This window comes from Ornithinimicrobium sediminis (assembly GCF_021272345.1).
GTDB classification, from domain to species: Bacteria; Actinomycetota; Actinomycetes; order Actinomycetales; family Dermatophilaceae; genus Ornithinicoccus; species Ornithinicoccus sediminis_B.
On sequence record NZ_JAJSDQ010000004.1, the window covers coordinates 255,953 to 272,901 of the forward strand.

The window sequence follows — 16,949 nt, forward strand, 5'->3', positions numbered from 1 at the left end:
CCCCACACCCCCGGACAGGGCACCCCCCGGGGGTTCTGGGCGCCGTGGCACGGATCGTCCCGCACACTGGGCGTATGGAGTGGGCGCTCGCTCTCGTCGCCCTGGTCCTGGTCGTGGGGCTGGGCTGGTCACGGGCTGCCCGGCAGCAGCCGGAGGAGCCACACACCGGCGTGGCCCGGCCACGACCTCGCGCACCCGACCCCGACCTGCCGCTGAGCGCCGACGACGAGCAGGACCTCGAGCGGATGTTCGCCGAGGTCGACCGTGAGGAGGCCGCCCACCTAAGGCGCCTGCTGGAGGTGCGGATGGGCGACGTCATCCGGCGTCAGGTGCCCGTGCGCGCCATCCGGCAGGCGCCGGCGCGCAGCGTGGCCCGGATCTGCTTCTCCAACGGCGACGTCGTGCTGGCGACCAGCCGCCGCCCCGGCGACTTCCTGCACATGGCGACCGCGATGCTGCGGACGTCGGTCACCCTCGCCGAGCTCTCACCCGGCGACCAGGGCCCGGCCCTGCGCTTCACCTGGCGCGGGGGCGGCACCCTGGAGGTCATCGCGGTCGGTCTCGACCAGGCGGACTGAGCTGCGACACGGCGAGGGCGGTCGCCATCGCGCGTGCCTTGGTGAGCGTCTCGGCATACTCCTCCTGCGGGTCCGACAGGGCCGTGACGGCACCGCCCACCCCGAAGGTGGCGTGGCCCTCGACGACCGTCGCGGTGCGGATGACGATGGAGGTGTCCATGGCGCCGTTGAGCCCGAGCCAGCCGACCGCGCCGGAGTAGACCCCTCGGGGCGCCCCCTCGAGGGCGTCCAGGATCTCCATGGTGCGCACCTTGGGTGCCCCGGTCATGGAGCCGCCCGGGAAGCACGAGCGCAGCACGTCGGTCGCGACCATCCCCTCGGCCAGCTCGCCGCGCACCGTCGAGACCAGCTGGTGGACGGTGGCGTAGCTCTCGACCTGGAACAGGCTGGGCACGTGCACGCTGCCCGAGCGGCACACCCGGTGCAGGTCGTGCCGCAGCAGGTCGACGATCATGAGGTTCTCGGCACGGTCCTTGACCTGGGCGGACAGGTCGTCGACGAGCGCGGCGTCCCGAGCGGGGTCGGGGTCGCGGGGCCGGGTGCCCTTGATGGGCCGCGCCTCGACGACCCCCGCGGCCGAGACCGACACGAAGCGCTCCGGCGAGGCCCCGACCACGGCCAGCCCGGGCAGGCGCAGGAAGGTGCCGCACGGCACCGGGCTGAGCCGGCGCAGGGTGCGGTGCAGTGCCGCGGGGTCGACGGGGTGCGGCCAGGAGACCTCGTTGGTCAGGCAGATCTCGTAGGACTCCCCCGCCGCGATCTGCCGCCGGCACGCGGCGACCAGCGCGAGGTAGGCCGCTTCGGAGTGCCGCGCCAGGCCGCGCACGTCGGGGCTCGCGGCCGCGGGGTCCGGTGTGTCGGCCGGCGTGTCGGTGCGTCCCCGGAGCTGCGCCACGAGTGCCTCCACGTGCCGCAGCCAGGCGCGCTGCTCCTCCGCGACCTCGGCGTCGACCAGGGCCATCGCGTGGACCTCGCCGGTGGCGTGGTCGAGCACGACCATCCGGTCGCTCAGCACCAGCCAGGCGTCCGGCAGCGCCGAGGCGTGGGCGGCCACGCCGGAGGTCTCCGCCTTCAGCTCGTAGCCGAGGTAGCCCACGAGGCCCGGCCGGACGTCGAAGGGCAGGTCGCCGTCCACCAGGCGGAAGCGCCCCAGGAGGGCGTCGATGGTGTCGAGCAGCAGTGGGCGTGCCGCCGAGCCGACCTCCGGGTCGGCGCTCGTGACCTGGGAGCCCGTGCCCACCCGATGGGTGACGGTGACCGCCAGAGGCCCGTCGGCGAGCGCGACCACCGAGACCCCCCGGCCGTCGGAGGCGTCCAGCCAGCACGACACCTCGCTGTCGGCGGTGAGCTGCTCGTGCAGCAGCCAGGGATCCACCGGGCCGGCAGCACGGCAGACCTCGAGGGTCACCTCGCGGGCACGACCTCCCGCGACCGGGTGGGGCCGTGGGGCGTCGCCGACCGCGACCGGGCCGGGGGTGGGTTCGGTCGCGCACTCGACACCGGCGAGCCGCAGGAAGTTGGCGACGATGAGGTCACCGTGCTGAGACAGCACCGACTCGGGGTGGAACTGCACCCCCCAGCGTCGCTGTGCCGGGTCGGCCAGGGCCATCAGGCAGCCGTCGTCGAGCGCCCATGCGGCCGGCGCGAGCGGTGAGCGGTCGTCGAGCCGCACGTCCAGCGAGTGGTAGCGGACGACCTCGAACGGGGAGGGCACCCCGGCGAAGATGCCGGTGCCGTCGTGCTGGACCGGGGAGACGATGCCGTGCCGGGGCACCTCCATCTGCACCACGGCGTCACCGGCGAGGTGGGCCATGCCCTGGTGACCCAGACAGACGCCGAGCACAGGCACCTGTCGCTGCCGCAGCGCGAGGTCCGAGAGCCCCATGTCCCCGGGCACCTGGGGACGACCCGGGCCGGGGCCCACGACGATCGCAGCGAAGCCCTGCAGGTCCGCGGCGGTCGCGGCGTGCGTGTTGCGCCACACCGTGGGTGCCTCGCCGAGCACCCGGTGCAGCAGGTCGGCGACGTTGAAGGTGAAGCTGTCGACGTTGTCGATGAGCAGCACGCGCCGATGCACCACGACTCGCGACTCTACCCGCCGCATCCTCCGGCTGCCCGGCTCAGCCGCGGGTCGACGTATCACCTGCACGGGAGCCCGCCTCCTCCAGCGCAACGCGGCGGCGGCCCCGTCCGCCGGCACAGACCCGGCAGCAGTGAGAGGACCATCATGAGCAACGGCAGCTTCGCCTTCCTCGTCCATCCGCGCGTCCGGGTGAGTGCGGACATGGCCCGCGTGTGGTCACCCCTCGGCGCCGTCCCCGAGCGGGTGTACGACACCGCACTGCGACGTCTGCCCGTGCCGCCGATCACGATGGCCTCCGTCGTCATCGGTGGTCGGCAGGCCGGCCACGTCGTCATGGTGCCGTGCGGCGCGCGCCGGCTCCTCGAGCAGCCGGGTCGCGGGCGCCGGCTGGTCGACCGGGCCACCGACCGGGCGGTGCGCCTCGGCGCGGGCCTCGTCGGGCTGGGAGCCCTCACCGCCACCGTCACCGCGGGCGGGGTGGCCCTGCGCTCCCGCACGGACATCGGCGTGACCAACGGCAACGCCTTCACGGCCGCGACGGTGGACACCCAGGCGCGCCGCCTGCTGGACACCCTCGGCACGGACCGGGGACGGCACGTCGCCGTCGTCGGGGCCACCGGGAGCGTCGGCAGCGCGGTGACCGCCCTGCTGGCACGGGACCGGGCCGTCGACCGGCTCACCCTGGTCGCCCGCTCGGCGCCGCGCCTGGGGGCCCTGGCCGCGCGGACCGGCGGCCACGTGCCGACCACGGTCTCGGTCTCGATGCGCGACGTCGCCGACGCCGACCTCGTCGTGCTGCTCACCGCGTCGGCCGACTCCCTGCTGAGACCCGAGCACCTGCGCCCGGGCGCCGTGGTGCTCGACGCGACGCAGCCCCGCAACACCTCCCCCGCGCTGGCCGCGGAGCGACCCGACGTCCTGGTGGTCGACGGCGGCGTGGTCGACATCCCCTCCCTGCGGCTGCTGGGCGGCGACATCGGGCTGCCGGACGGCAAGGCCTATGCCTGCTTCGCCGAGACGGCGCTGCTGGCGCTCTCCGGGCACGAGGGCCACTTCGCCGTCGGCGCCCCCACCCTGGAGCAGGTGGACCACACCCGGGCGCTGGCTGCCGACCTGTCCCACCTCGGTTTCACCCCGTGCGCGTCGACCTCCTTCGGCCGACCGGTCCCGGCGCCGGTCGCCCTCCCGCCGGGGGTGGCGGCGTGAGCGCCCGGGTCGTGCTGCTGGGCGGAGGCTACGTGACCCTGCACGCGTATGCCGCGCTGGCCCGGCGGATGCGCGGCGACCTGCGCCGGGGACGGCTCGAGGTCGTCGTGGTCAGCGCCGACGCCGCGCACAGCTTCCACGGGTTCACCGGGGAGGTGGCCTCCGGTCAGCTGCCCTTCGAGCGCACCCGCACCCCCCTCACCGAGGTCTGCCCTCGGGCCTGGGTGGTCCACGCGCGGGTGACCGGCGTGGACACCACCGGGCGCACCGTGACCTACCGCCTGCCCGGCGGTGCCGAGCGGACGCTGTCCTACACCCACCTGGTCCTCGGCACCGGTGGCGCCGAGCCCACCGCCCAGGTGCCCGGCCTCGCCGAGCACGGGTGCACGCTGCGTGGCACCGGTGACATCAAGGCCCTCGTGCAGCGGGTGCGCGCCGCACTGGCCGCCCCGGACGACGGGCTCGGCTCACGCTCCGTCGTGGTGGCCGGAGGTGGCATGGCCGGCGTCGAGCTCGCGGCGGCGCTGGCCGACCTCGGGCGCGACCGGCTGAGCGTCACCCTGGTCCATCGCGGCCCCACCCTGCTGCCGGCGTTGCGCGCCGAGCACCCTCGGCTGGCCGAGCGCGCCGACGCGGAGCTGGAGCGTCTGGGGGTGCGTGTGCGGCTGGGCACAGGCCTGGCCGGCGTCACCCCCGGCGGGGCCCGGCTCTCCGACGGCTCCTGGCTCGCGGCCCGGACCGTGCTCGGCACGGTCGGGCAGCGGCCGGTGCAGATCCCCGGCCTGTGCCGGGGTCTGCGTGACGAGCGTGGGCGCCTGGTCACCGCACCGGACCTCTCGGTCGCACCCGGGGTCTGGGCTGCCGGGGACGCGGCGCGCGTGCTGCATGCGGCCACCGGCCACCCGGTGCCGGCCAACGCGCTGTGGGCCATCAAGGGTGGTGCGCACGTCGGCGCCAACATCGCCCGTGTGCTGGACGACCGGCCGCCCCGGCCCTTCCGTTACCGCGGGCTGGGCCAGGTGGCGTCCTTCGGGCTGGGCCGCTCGGTGGGCGAGATCTACGGCGTGGAGCTCACCGGGGTGCCGGCCTGGCTGGTGCGTCTGGCGTTCTTCCTGCGGTTCATGCCGTCCCGCCGCAACGCTGCTGCCGTCGTGTCCGACCTCACGCGTCTCGTGGTGCAGGGCGGCGCACGACCCGTGCCCGTCGACAGCGGGGTGAGGGCCTCCTCTAGGCTCGCTGCGTGAGCACACCGACCGACCCTGCACAGGTGTTCCGCGAGGCCTGGCGCGCTGCCGGGCTCGAGCCCGAGATCGTGCGCTTCGACGAGCCGGTGCCGACGGCCGCGGTGGCCGCGGAGCGGCTGGGGTGCGAGGTGGGGGCCATCGCCAACTCCCTCGTCTTCGACGCCGACGGTGTGCCGGTGCTGGTGCTGGCCAGCGGCGCCCACCGCGTCGACACCGGGAAGGTGGCCGCCGACCTGGGGCTGGCCCGGCTGCGGCGGGCGAGCCCTGACTTCGTGCTGGAGCACACCGGCCAGGTCGTCGGTGGGGTCGGGCCCACAGGCCACCCCCACCCCCTGCGCACCGTGATCGACGCCGACCTCACGGCATACGACCGGCTGTGGGCCGGTGCGGGCGACAAGCACTCCATGGTGGCCACGACGGTGCGGGAGCTCGAGCTGCTCACCGGTGGCGCGGTGCAGCCCGTCTGCTGAGCTCGGCGCCTGATCCCCGTCTCAGGCGCGGCCCGGCCCGACCGGCCCCCGAGCCGCCGGTCGGAAGCGGGTCAGTGACCGAACATGGCCTCCAGGTCCGCACATCCGCCGAACGGCGTGAGCGGAGCCGTCGGCACGACGAGGTGTCCTGCCCTGTAGAGCGCCTCGCCCGCCTTGCCGGTGTGCGCGTGCTGGTGGTGTGCGTTGTTGCCGAGCTTGTTGCCACCGGCCAGGTCGACACACTTGCGGAAGCCGACCGGCTCGTCGCCGTCCCACACGACGCCGAGGACGAGCATGTGCCCGTGCTGCGGCGGTGGGCCCGGCGGATGACCGTCGGCCTGAGCCGGGCCGGCGAGCCCGACCGCCATCAGTGCCACTGCCCCGACGAGTGCTGCAGTCCTGCGCATGGTGCTACCTCTCTCCCACTCCTCGGCCAGGTCGCTCGACGCGCCCACGGGGAGCCGAAGAGTCTTTCGACGGTAGCGACGACGGCCCGGGCGCCACAACGGCTCCCGAGGGTTTCGAGGCATCTGTCGCAGCCCCGGAAGCGCTGTCGCAGCCGCAGACCGTCCGGCCGCAGCGGAGCTGCTGCCGCCACCGCCTGGCACGGCTCTGCGATCCTGTCGCTGTGGACACAGCGGACGAGGCCGGGGTGCAACGGCTGTCCATGACCGTGCTGATGACGCCGGACATGGCCAACTTCCAGGGCAACGTGCACGGCGGCACGCTCCTCAAGCTGCTGGACCAGGTCGCCTATACGTGCGCCAGCCGCTACGCCGGGGCGTATGCCGTCACGCTCTCCGTCGACCGGGTGGTCTTCCGTGAGCCGGTGCATGTGGGCGAGCTCGTGACCTTCCTGGCCAGCGTCAACTACACCGGACGCACCTCGATGGAGATCGGCATCCGGGTCACCACCGAGGACCTGCTCGACCGCACCGTGCGGCACACCAACAGCTCCTACTTCACGATGGTCGCGCTGGGCCCGGACCGCAGGCCGGTCGTGGTGCCGACCTGGGTGCCCAGGACCGAGGTCCAGCGCAGGCGGCACACCGCTGCACAGCGCCGGCGCGAGCTGCGACGCGAGCTCGAGCGGCGGGAGCAGGACATCCGCCAGGGCTGAGCCGGCCTAGCCTCGCGGGCGCAGACGCACTCCCGGCAGCTCGGGGGCCGGCAGGCTGTCACCGGGGTAGTCGAACCGGCCGAACCGCTCGGCCTCGGCGCCGGCCAGCTCGGCCTGCCACTGGGCACGGGCCGCGACGACGTCCTCGTGCGACCGGCCGATGAAGTTCCACCACATGACGATCTGCTCGCCGAACGGCTCCCCGCCCAGCAGCACGACGCGCGCGGCGTCCTCCCCGACCGCCACGACCTCCAGGCTCGGGCTCCCGGCGGGCACGAAGGCCAGCTCGGCCCGCTCGACCTGCCGGCCCTGGACCCGCACCGTGCCGGAGTCGACCAGCACGCCGTGCTCGTGCGCCGGGTCGACGCTCAGCGCCAGCCGGGCACCCGGCAGCAGGGTGAGCTCGGCGCCCAGCAGCGGCGACCGGGTCACGACCGGGGACGCCGGCACGTCGTGACCGGGCACACCGAGCGCACCGACGAAGACCGACACCACCGCGCCGTCGACCGCCACGGGCTCGGCGCGGTAGCGCTCGAAGTCCGGCTCGGCCTCGGCCGCGGACGCCGGCAGCGCGACCCACAGCTGCACCCCGTGCAGGGTGGTGGTCTCCGGCGTGGAGACCTCCGAGTGGCTGATGCCGTGCCCCGCCGTCATGAGGTTGAGCTCACCGGGCCGCACCATCGCGTGGGTGCCGAGCGAGTCGCGGTGCTCGACCTCCCCGCTGAACAGCCACGACACGGTCTGCAGACCGGCGTGCGGGTGCGGTGGCACCACCATGCCGCCGGTCTCGGAGACGTCGTCGGGGCCGTAGTGGTCGACGAAGCACCACGCACCCACCATGGTCCGCCGCCGGGAGGGCAGGGTGCGCCGCACCGTCATCGCCCGGGGCCCGCCCAGCGGCACGTCACGGGCCGTGATGACCTCCACCCCACGGTCGCCGGCGTCCTCCTCACCGCAGGTCACCTCCACCGGACGGGCCTCGACGTTGCTCATGTGCCCATCCTGCCTGTGCGATCTGGTCGGTCGCCGCTGCGGCTGCGCCCGCCGCGGCGCCGAGGGACCCGGCGGCGGGAGCGGTCCCGCACCACGGCCTCCGCCGGTCGGTGGGGCTGGTCGGGCGGCGGCACGTCGAGGTCCACCTGCGCCACCCGCGCCAGCCGGGGCCGCTCGTGGTCACCGTCCTCGACCTCGCCGGTCCACCAGGTGACCCTCATCCGCCCGTCGTGCAGCTCCAGGATCGCGATGTTGTTGTCGTACCAGGGACCGGCCAGGGTGTCCCACTCCCAGGCCGGCCGGGCCACCCTGGCCCAGCGGGCCATCGGCCCGCCCAGGAGCCCCGCCACCCGGTGGGAGGCCACCACGTTGGCCGCACGCAGCGGCCGCGGCAGCGGGTTGCGGATCGGCGAGCACACGAACTGCAGCACCCGGGTGCCGCCGGCCCGGCGCACCTCGGAGATGTAGGAGTGGTGCACGTCGCCGGAGAGGAAGACGACGGATGCCGGCGCAGCGCCCCGGCGGCCCGCGGCGACCTGGTCGACCATGGCGCAGACCTCGCGGAAGCCGTCCTGGAAGGCCGCCCAGTGCTCGAGGTCGATGCCCTGACGGATCCGCTCGGCCACCCCCGCCGCCCGGCGTCCCCACGCCCCGTCGACGACGGCCTCGTTCCAGGACTCGAGGTGGTGCAGCCCCGTCGGCAGCAGGAAGGGCAGCGAGGTGCCGACCAGCAGGTGGGAGCAGTCGCCCCGCAGCTGGCCGCCCAGCCACTCCATCTCGTCGGGGTCGAGCATCGAGCGACGGCCCTCCTCCAGGACCCGGCCGGCGCGTGAGTCGGCCACCACCAGGCGGGCGTCCCCGAAGTCGCGGGCGTAGGACCAGCGGTAGGTCGTGGGCTCCTGGTCCACCCGCTCGGCGAACGCGTCCAGCACCTCCGACAGGTCGACCTCACCCTCGCCCTCCTCACGGCGGCGCACCAGCTCGGCCCAGATCTCGTCCTCGGCGCGCTCCTGCACCGAGAGGTTGCCCAGGTGCTGGTAGACCCAGTAGGAGGCGAGCGCGGCCACGATGCGCCCGTGCCACCAGGTCGTGGCCTCCATCTGCCGGCGCCACTGCCACGAGGTGTTCCAGTCGTCGCGCACGTCGTGGTCGTCGAAGATCATCATCGTCGGCAGGCACGACAGCACCCACCGCAGCCACGGGTCGCCCCACGCCACCGCATACAGGTGGGCGTACTCGTCGTAGTCCTTCAGCTCGGCCCCGGGCGGCTCGTCGAGCGAGCGGCGCGAGGAGATGAAGTCCTTCATCTCCTGGCTGAGCTCGTCGGCATACACCTGGTCGCCCAGCAGCAGCATGGCGTCCGGCCACTCCGGGGCCTCGCCGCCCCGGGCGACCGCGACGCCGTAGCTGCGCAGGGCGTCGACGCCGTGGGTGAGGTGGCCCATCGCGTCGTGCGGGACGCTGGTGCGGCAGGAGCCGAACGCCAGCCGGGGCACCCGGTCGGGGCGAGGCACGCGCAGCGTGCTGGGGGGGCGCTGCCCGTCCTCCAGCGGCCAGACCGTGCTGCCGTCGACCTCCACCCGGTATGCCGTGTGCAGGCCCGGCTCGAGCCCGGTCACCTCCACCAGGGCGTAGTGGTGACCGTGCACGCGGAAGGTCGGCGCGCTCCATACCCGCTCGTCCCCCTCCAGGTGCACCGAGACCGTCGCCGCGGCCGCCGTCTGCACCCAGACCGCCGCGCTGGAGGTGTCGACGTGACGCAGCAAGGGGCCCAGGACCAGCGGATCGGACATCTGCACAGTGTGCCCCGTCGACCGCTGGTGTGCACGGTCCACCCGGAACGACCTGCACGTCAGCGACGTCACAGCGCTGTGCCACACTGCACGCACGCCGGCCGGGAGGTCCCGGTCCGCTGAGGACGAGGGGACGACGTGAGCAGCAGAGCAGACGAGTTCATGAGCACCGCCCGGCAGGTGGTCGGCGAGCTCCAAGAGCACCGCGGCGACAGCAGCCGTCAGCAGGGCGACGCCTTCGCGCTCAGCCCTCGGGACTTCCCCGCGGCGCGCGACCAGGGCCAGTCCGCCGGCACCCGCATCCAGTCCGAGACCTGCTCCCTGACCGACGCGGCCGAGAAGCTGAGCCGCAGCTACTACGAGCAGGGGCAGCACGGGCCGGTCCACGTCATCACCCCCATGGTGATGCCGCGGGGACGCACGCTGCGCACCTTGCTGCCGGTCCTGCTCCTCGTCGCCCTCGGGGTGGGGGGCACGCTGGCGCTGTGGCCCTTCGACCTGGCCGGACCCGTCTTCGGCCCGCACTACTGGGTGCTCGTGGTGCTCGCCGCGGTGTTCGCCTGGTGGCGCCAGGGCATGGTCATGGTGCCCGAGGGCTGCGTGGCGCTGATCTCCCGGTTCGGCAAGGTCGAGGCCGAGGTGGGCCCGGGCCTGGTGACCCTGCTCAACCCCTGGAAGCGGGTGTCCTACATCGTCAACGTGACCAGGGAGTACCCGTTCAACGCACCCATCCGGCAGGCGCCCACCACGTCCGGGGTCCAGGCCTCGGTCGACCTCTTCCTGCAGTTCCGCATCGTCAACGCGCGCGAGTTCGTCTTCGTCCTCGGTGCCGTGCAGGGCTTCCAGGACAAGCTCAACAACGCCATCTCGGAGACCACGCGCTCGCTGATCTACGAGCAGGAGGCCTCCGGCATCTACGACCTCGTCGGTGAGAGCACCGGTCGCCTGCTGGAGCAGCTCAACGCCCAGTTCGCCCCCGCCGTGGAGCTCACCACCGCCAACATCACGCACGCGGAGCCGGCCAACCAGGAGTACCGCATGGACCTCGCGGCGCCCGAGATGGTGCGGGTCGCCAAGGAGGCCTACACCTACGAGTACGAGCTCCAGCTGCGCAAGGAGCAGAACGAGGGCGACCTCAACAAGGACCTCGCCTCGCTCAACGAGACCCTGTCGTCGATCGCCGCCGACATCGCCCGCTACCAGGCGCAGATGGACACCGCGCTGGAGCGGGAGACCAACCGGGCCGAGGCCCTGGCCCGCCAGCGCTTCGTCGAGTCGGAGTCGACCGCCAACGCCAACGCGGCGCTCCTGGAGGCCCAGGCGCTGGACATCCGCGCGATGAGCGCGGCACTCGCACCGGAGATCCTCGACTACCGCTACCAGCGCGACATGCTCGACCAGCTGGAGTCCCTCGCCGCGTCGCTGCCGCAGATCGTGCGTGTGGGCGCGGACGAGGAGGGGGTGGACTTCCTCAAGGTCGCCCGGCAGCTCGTGGGTGACTCGGACGCGCCGCTGTTCACCGGTGAGGACATGGATGCCATCCGGTCCCGCAAGGACCAGATCGCCGAGCGGATCGCCGAGCGCGAGGGCGAGATCGAGCACCTGCTGGAGCCCCCCGAGGCCACGCAGGTCGAGCTCGTCCCGGAGTCCGAGCACACGGCCGACCCGGCGGGGCAGGAACGCATCGAGCAGATCCGGCGCTCGGTGAGCGGGACGGACCCGTCGCCGGCAGGCCCGGACACGACACCGGACACGACGCCGGGCAGCACCACCTGGAAGGGGCAGGACGATGAGTGAGCAGGCCCAGGCACAGCAGGCCCTGCGCCGCCAGGGCACCTCCTCCATCAAGGAGGCCCTGGCCGGCTGGGGCGACGTCGCCACCCTGCTGCGCGGTGGCGACCAGGGCTCGATCGTGCCCGTCGTCATCCCCAAGGACAGTCGGGGCCTGCGCTGGCTCTCGCTGGTCTTCCTGGCGGTGTGGGCCGGGGTGACCGCGGCGCTGCTGCTGGCCGAGGACCGTGAGGTGCTGGGCTGGCCCGCTGTCGCCGTGGCCGTGCTCTGGCTGCTGCTGGCGGCCCTGTGGTGGTGGCGCTCCTCGATCGTGGAGATCGAGGAGGGCACGACCGGGGTCCTCACGAAGTTCGGCGCCATCAGCGGGCCGGGGCTGCCGCCGGGCCGGCACTACCTGTGGCACCCCTGGGCGAGGGTGGCCTACGTCGTCGACGTCACCACCGAGATCCCGTATGCCGCGCCCGTGCTGTCCAGCCCGACGCACGAGAACGTCCCGTTGAAGTCGATCGAGTTCTTCCTGCGCTTCCGCATCGTCGACGCCATCCGCTTCGTGCAGACCATCGGGGCCGGCAACTTCGACCTCGTGCTGTCCAACTCGGTGCAGGACGCCATCCGGCAGCGCAGCCGCCAGGTGCGCACCGAGCGCGCCTACGACCTGCGCGGGTCGGACGTCAAGGACATGCAGGACCTGCTCAACCGCCAGCTGACGCGCTACGGCGTGCAGATCATGGGGTGCAACATCCCCGACGTGCAGCTGCCCGACCAGTACCGCGAGCACCTGTCCACCCGGGAGCGGGTCTCCAAGGAGCTCGCGGCCTACGAGAAGGAGTGGGAGCTCACCCGCAAGCGCCGCATCGACACCCTGCTCATGGAGATCGAGCGCTCCAAGAAGGTGCGCGACGCCAAGATCATCGAGGTCAAGGCGGCGGTGAACAAGGCCCGCAAGGACGTCGCCCAGATGCTGGAGGAGCGCGAGACGGAGGCCCAGCGGGTGAAGTACCAGATCGAGACCCGGGCACGCACCGACCTCGTCGCCGCCCAGGGCGAGGCCAAGGCACAGGCCCAGCTCGCCACGGCATACCGCGACAACCGCGCCGTGCTGGGCTACGAGCTCGCCCGCCGACGCCTCGACGTGGGTGCCCAGCTGGCCAAGGAGGCCCCCCGGGCCGTCGTCGTGCACACCGACCCCGGGTCCGGCGACACCTCGGCCCTGTCCACCCTGCTCATGGCCCAGCTGCTTCCGCGCCTCGGCGGTGACACCGGCGGCGCGGCGGCAGACGACCGGTCGTGAGGAGCCCTTCGGGTGGCCGCCTCCGGGCCTCCGGCCTACAGTGACCGGGTTCACACCCCCCGTGTCGAAGGAGACCCGTCCCGTGCACCTCGCAAAGCCCCTGGCCGGTCTGGCCGCTGCCGCTCTGGCCCTGTCCGTCTCTGCCCCCGCCTCCGCCATCACCTTCGGTGAGCCCGACAACAACGAGCACCCGTTCGTCGGCGTGATGGTCGCCCTCGTCGAGAACCCCGAGGGTGCGCTCGTACCAGCCTGGCGCTGCTCGGGCGCACTGGTGGACTCGACCCACTTCCTCACCGCAGGTCACTGCACCTACGGTGCCGACTCCGTGGAGATCTGGTTCAGCGAGGACGTCGCCGGAACCAGCTACCCCTGGCCCGGCGAGGACTCGATCACCGGCACCCCGCACACGCACCCCGACTACGACGACGCGGCGTTCTACCTCAACGACCTGGGCATGGTTGTGCTCGACGAGCCGTTCGAACTGGCCGAGTACGGTGAACTGCCGGAGGAGGGGTACTTCGACGACTTCTTCGTCAAGCGCGGCCAGAACAAGCAGGAGTTCACCGCGGTCGGCTACGGTCTGCAGCGCTCGATGCCGGCGCAGACCGGCCTCACCGAGGCTGTGGTAGAGCGCCGGCAAGCGACGCTGCGGATCATCAACCAGGACGCGGCGTTCGGAGAGAAGAAGGCCGGCAACTCGGTGCTGTTCACCAACAACGCCTCCAGCGGGGGCACCTGCAGCGGTGACTCCGGTGGGCCGATCTTCGTCGAGGGCAGCACGACCATCGCGGCGGTGACCTCTTACGGTCTCAACGCGCGCTGCGCCGGCACCGGCGGCGGCTACCGCGTCGACACCGCCGACGACCTCGACTGGCTGGCCACCTTCGGCCTCTCCCCGACGGAGTCGTGAGGCGCTGACCCACACTCCCGCGGTCTAGCGACCGCTGAGCAGGGCCCCGGTGACCTCGCCGGGGCCCTGCTACGGCCCAGGCCGTCGGCGTCACGGTGCGCCTGACGGCTCCCGGCGCATGGGCAGGTGCAGGATGCCGTCCTCCAGGTAGTCCTCGCCGCTGCGCACGAAGCCGAAGCGGCCGTACCACTCCTCCAGGTAGGCCTGCGCCCCGATCTCGACGGGCTGCTCCCCGATCCGGTCGATCGCCTCCCGCATCAGGCGGGCGGCATACCCCTTGCCCCGGTGGGCCCGGGCGGTGGCCACGCGGCCGATCTGCCGGCACCCCTCGCCGCTGAGGACCCGCACGGTGGCCGCCACCTCCCCGTCGACGTCGACCCACAGCTGCTCGGCGTCGGGCTCGGTGTCGCGGCCGTCCAGCTCCGGGTAGGGACAGTCCTGCTCGACGACGAAGACGTCGACCCGCAGCCGCAGCAGGTCGTAGAGCTGGCGCGGGGTCAGGTCCTCGAAGCGGCTCGCGTGCACCACGGGCTCGTCCATGACGCACACCGTATGCGGTGGCGCAGCCCTCGCGTAGTTTGCCTCGTATGGCCATCGAACCCGTCGACGCCCTGCGCCGGATCGCCTTCCTGCTGGAGCGCTGCCGCGCCTCGACCTACCGGGTGAAGGCCTACCGCGAGGCCGCCTCGACCCTCCTCGGGCTGCCGGAGGCGGAGGTGCGGGCGCGGGTCCGGGCCGGCACGTTGCGCGAGCTGGCGGGCATCGGCCCCTCGACCGCGACGGTCGTCGAGGAGGCGGCGGCCGGCCGCGTGCCGGCCAAGCTCGCAGAGCTCGAGAGGACCGCCGGTGGTCCTCTGGTCGAGGGAGGCGACACGGTGCGGCAGGCCCTGCGCGGCGACCTGCACAGCCACTCCGACTGGTCCGACGGCGGCTCACCGATCGAGGAGATGGTGGCCACGGCCGTGGAGCTCGGGCACGACTACCTGGCGCTGACCGACCACTCCCCGCGGCTGCGGGTGGCCAACGGGCTGTCCGCGGCACGGCTCGCGCGGCAGCTGACCGTCGTCGACGGCATCAACGCCGCGCTGGGCGACAGCTTCACGCTGCTCAAGGCCATCGAGGTCGACATCCTCGACGACGGTTCGCTCGACCAGAGCCCGGAGCTGCTCGACCGGCTCGACGTCCGGGTGGCCTCCGTGCACTCCAAGCTGCGGATGGACTCCCCCGCCATGACCCGGCGCATGGTCGCGGCGGTGCGCCTGCCGCAGACCAACGTCCTGGGGCACTGCACCGGGCGCCTGGTCACGGGAGGGCGCGGCACGCGGCCGCCGAGCACCTTCGACGCGGCGGCCGTGTTCGAGGCCTGCCGGGAGTCCGGCACGGCCGTGGAGATCAACTCACGGCCCGAGCGCACCGACCCGCCCGACGACCTGCTGAGCCTGGCGGTGGAGGTCGGCTGTCTCTTCGCGCTGGACACCGACGCGCACGCGCCCGGCCAGCTGGACTTCCTGGCCTACGGCTGCGAGCGCGCCGAGCGTCTCGGCGTGCCCCTCGACCGGATCGTCAACACCTGGCCGCTGCCGCGCCTGCTGGCGTGGGCCGCACCTTGCTGAGCAGCCCAGACCGACCTGACCGCCTCCTGCACGGCCCCGGCCGGTGGGTATGGTCGTGCCGTGGACCGGGACCCCCTGGAGCTGCTCGAACGGCACGCACCCATCGTGCGCTTCAACGAGGGCGAGTACTTCCTGCCCGCCTCGGTCGAGTCCTTCGTCGAGCAGGCCGAGCTGTGGGAGCGCACCGGCCCCTCCGAGCGGGCCCGGATCGCGGGCTGCGGCGAGCTCGACCTCGACCGGCTCGTCCGGGAGACGAGAGGGCAGACGGCCCGCCACCACCTACGGCTGGTGGCGACGCCCCTCACCCAGGCCGAGCTCGTGGCGTGGCGGCTGCGCCGCGACCGCCCCCGCTTCCGGGCCCACAGCCGGCTGGGCCGGGTGGGTGTGCTCGCGCGCTTCATCGACGCGGGCAGCCGCGTCTCCCTCATCCTGCGCGGCAGCGTGCCCACCGGAGCGCAGGCCGCGGCCGCGCTGCTCGACCGGGATCGGCCGGACCACGGTGACCACCCCTACTACGGGCGGGTGGTGCGCAGCGGGGGCTACACCGTGCTGCAGTACTGGTTCTTCTCCTACTTCAACGACTGGCGCTCCCGCGCCCACGGCGTCAACGACCACGAGGGTGACTGGGAGCAGGTCACGGTGATGCTGGTGGACGAGCAGGGTGCGCCCTGGCCCGTCCCGGCCTGGGTCGCCTTCTCGGCACACGACGAGGTGGGCGCAGACCTGCGCCGCCGCTGGGACGACCCCGACCTCACCGTCGTCGACGGGCACCCGGTGGTCCACGCCGGCCTCGGCTCGCACGCCGGCGCCTACCTCGCCGGGGAGTACCTGATCTCGGTGCGGGACACCCGCTTCGCGACCATGGTGCGTGCCTTTCGGCGGGTCACCCGGGTGCTCTTCCCGCTCAGCCGTCGCGAACAGGAGGACGGCGTCGGCATCCCCTACGTGGAGTACCAGCGGGGCGACGGCGTCGCGATCGGCCCTGGCCAGGAGCGGAGGTGGCGACCGGTCCTCATCGAGGACGACACGCCCTGGGTGCGCGACTACACGGGGCTGTGGGGCGACGACACCGACGACCCGTTCGGCGGGGAGCGCGGCCCCGCCGGCCCGCGCTACAACCGCGACGGGACCGTGCGGCAGTCCTGGAGCGACCCGGTCGGCTGGACGGCGCTCGACGTCGTGGTGCCCGACGAGACCGAGCGCCAGTCCCTCATCAGCGAGCGCGTCGAGGAGCTCGAGCAGGAGGTGGCCTCGATCAGAGAGGAGCGACGGCGGCGACGTCGGCAGCTGCGCGCCTCGGTCCTCGGCGGACGCGAGGACACGGCGCTGGAGGAGCTCGCGCTGGCCGAGCTCGGCACGCGGCTGACGCAACGGCGGGACGAGCGGCAACGGCTCCTGGCCGTCCGCGACACGCCGCCGCCCCCGGTGCACCCGCACGCCCACCTACGGCACCGGCAGGAGCCGCTGCCGGACGACAGCACGGGGCGCCAGTGGCTGCTCAACATCTGGTCCCGCATCAGCACGCCGCTCATCCTCCTGCTGCTCGCCGCAGTGGTCTCGCCCACCCGGGCCTCCGACCCGCTCTGGGCGGTCCTGGGGCTGCTGGTGGTGCTGGTCGTCGAGGCGGTCGCGCAGAAGCGGCTGATCACCCTCGCGCTCAGCCTGGTCATCCTGGTCGGCGCCGGGCTGGTCCTGGTGGCGCTGTTCACCGGGGTCATCGGGTCGTGGCGCATCATCCTGGCGGCACTGCTGGCCGCCGCCGGGCTGGCCATGCTCGTGCTCAACATCCAGGAAGTCAGGCGCACCTGAGGCCACTTTGGCGATTCGGCGAGGGCTCACGTATGCTCTCCCACGTCC

15 protein-coding genes are annotated in these 16,949 nt (G+C 73.2%); 10 read left to right on the forward strand and 5 right to left on the reverse strand.

What is annotated here, in order from left to right; all coding sequences use genetic code 11:
• Positions 1-74 precede the first annotated feature (74 nt).
• On the forward strand, positions 75-578 hold the full coding sequence (locus tag LVO85_RS11305; RefSeq protein WP_232747585.1) for a hypothetical protein: 504 nt from the start codon (positions 75-77) through the stop codon (positions 576-578).
• On the opposite strand, the gene pabB is transcribed toward LVO85_RS11305, so the two are convergent.
• Positions 547-2,658, reverse strand: coding sequence for an aminodeoxychorismate synthase component I (gene pabB / locus LVO85_RS11310; protein WP_232747586.1), 2,112 nt, complete (start codon positions 2,656-2,658; stop codon positions 547-549). The genes LVO85_RS11305 and pabB overlap by 32 nt on opposite strands.
• 147 nt (positions 2,659-2,805) lie before the next feature.
• Here pabB and LVO85_RS11315 point away from each other — a divergent pair, with 147 nt between their 5' ends.
• From LVO85_RS11315 to LVO85_RS11325, 3 genes are read left to right on the forward strand one after another with little or no spacing between them, the layout of a single operon-like run.
• On the forward strand, positions 2,806-3,867 hold the full coding sequence (locus LVO85_RS11315; RefSeq protein WP_232747587.1) for a semialdehyde dehydrogenase: 1,062 nt from the start codon (positions 2,806-2,808) through the stop codon (positions 3,865-3,867).
• The gene (locus tag LVO85_RS11320; RefSeq protein ID WP_232747588.1) at positions 3,864-5,111 is read left to right on the forward strand and encodes an NAD(P)/FAD-dependent oxidoreductase; all 1,248 of its coding nucleotides are present in this window, start codon (positions 3,864-3,866) and stop codon (positions 5,109-5,111) included. The genes LVO85_RS11315 and LVO85_RS11320 overlap by 4 nt, the downstream gene beginning before the upstream one ends.
• Entirely contained in the window at positions 5,108-5,581 is a 474-nt protein-coding gene (locus LVO85_RS11325) for a YbaK/EbsC family protein (protein ID WP_232747589.1), read from the forward strand. Before LVO85_RS11320 ends, LVO85_RS11325 begins: the two co-directional genes overlap by 4 nt.
• A 71-nt stretch (positions 5,582-5,652) precedes the next feature.
• Here the strand turns inward: LVO85_RS11325 and LVO85_RS11330 are convergent, their stop codons facing one another.
• Positions 5,653-5,988, reverse strand: coding sequence for a hypothetical protein (locus LVO85_RS11330; RefSeq protein WP_232747590.1), 336 nt, complete (start codon positions 5,986-5,988; stop codon positions 5,653-5,655).
• 221 nt (positions 5,989-6,209) lie between these two features.
• Between LVO85_RS11330 and LVO85_RS11335 the strand changes: the two genes are divergently transcribed.
• Positions 6,210-6,701, forward strand: coding sequence for an acyl-CoA thioesterase (locus LVO85_RS11335; protein WP_232747591.1), 492 nt, complete (start codon positions 6,210-6,212; stop codon positions 6,699-6,701).
• A 6-nt stretch (positions 6,702-6,707) separates the two neighbouring features.
• Here the strand turns inward: LVO85_RS11335 and LVO85_RS11340 are convergent, their stop codons facing one another.
• Both LVO85_RS11340 and LVO85_RS11345 read right to left on the reverse strand, forming a co-directional pair.
• Complete coding sequence (locus tag LVO85_RS11340) at positions 6,708-7,694, reverse strand: pirin family protein (RefSeq protein WP_232747592.1); 987 nt, start codon at positions 7,692-7,694, stop codon at positions 6,708-6,710.
• Positions 7,691-9,487, reverse strand: a complete 1,797-nt coding sequence (locus LVO85_RS11345; RefSeq protein WP_232747593.1) for an alkaline phosphatase D family protein — start codon at positions 9,485-9,487, stop codon at positions 7,691-7,693. The genes LVO85_RS11340 and LVO85_RS11345 overlap by 4 nt, the downstream gene beginning before the upstream one ends.
• Positions 9,488-9,625: 138 nt before the next feature.
• On the opposite strand from LVO85_RS11345, the gene LVO85_RS11350 reads away from it, so the two are divergent.
• The 3 genes from LVO85_RS11350 to LVO85_RS11360 all read left to right on the forward strand — a co-directional run bounded on the left by LVO85_RS11350 (position 9,626) and on the right by LVO85_RS11360 (position 13,479).
• The gene (locus LVO85_RS11350; protein WP_232747594.1) at positions 9,626-11,284 is read left to right on the forward strand and encodes an SPFH domain-containing protein; all 1,659 of its coding nucleotides are present in this window, start codon (positions 9,626-9,628) and stop codon (positions 11,282-11,284) included.
• Positions 11,277-12,569, forward strand: a complete 1,293-nt coding sequence (locus LVO85_RS11355; RefSeq protein WP_232747595.1) for an SPFH domain-containing protein — start codon at positions 11,277-11,279, stop codon at positions 12,567-12,569. Before LVO85_RS11350 ends, LVO85_RS11355 begins: the two co-directional genes overlap by 8 nt.
• 82 nt (positions 12,570-12,651) lie before the next feature.
• Positions 12,652-13,479 carry a S1 family peptidase gene (locus LVO85_RS11360; RefSeq protein WP_232747596.1) on the forward strand — a complete coding sequence of 276 codons (828 nt, stop codon included), beginning with the start codon at positions 12,652-12,654 and terminating at the stop codon, positions 13,477-13,479.
• A gap of 90 nt (positions 13,480-13,569) precedes the next feature.
• On the opposite strand, the gene LVO85_RS11365 is transcribed toward LVO85_RS11360, so the two are convergent.
• Positions 13,570-14,019 carry a GNAT family N-acetyltransferase gene (locus tag LVO85_RS11365; protein ID WP_232747597.1) on the reverse strand — a complete coding sequence of 150 codons (450 nt, stop codon included), beginning with the start codon at positions 14,017-14,019 and terminating at the stop codon, positions 13,570-13,572.
• Between the two features lie 47 nt (positions 14,020-14,066).
• On the opposite strand from LVO85_RS11365, the gene LVO85_RS11370 reads away from it, so the two are divergent.
• On the forward strand, positions 14,067-15,092 hold the full coding sequence (locus tag LVO85_RS11370) for a PHP domain-containing protein (protein WP_232747598.1): 1,026 nt from the start codon (positions 14,067-14,069) through the stop codon (positions 15,090-15,092).
• 60 nt (positions 15,093-15,152) lie between these two features.
• Positions 15,153-16,901, forward strand: coding sequence for a hypothetical protein (locus LVO85_RS11375; protein ID WP_232747599.1), 1,749 nt, complete (start codon positions 15,153-15,155; stop codon positions 16,899-16,901).
• The last annotated feature ends 48 nt before the right edge of the window (positions 16,902-16,949 follow it).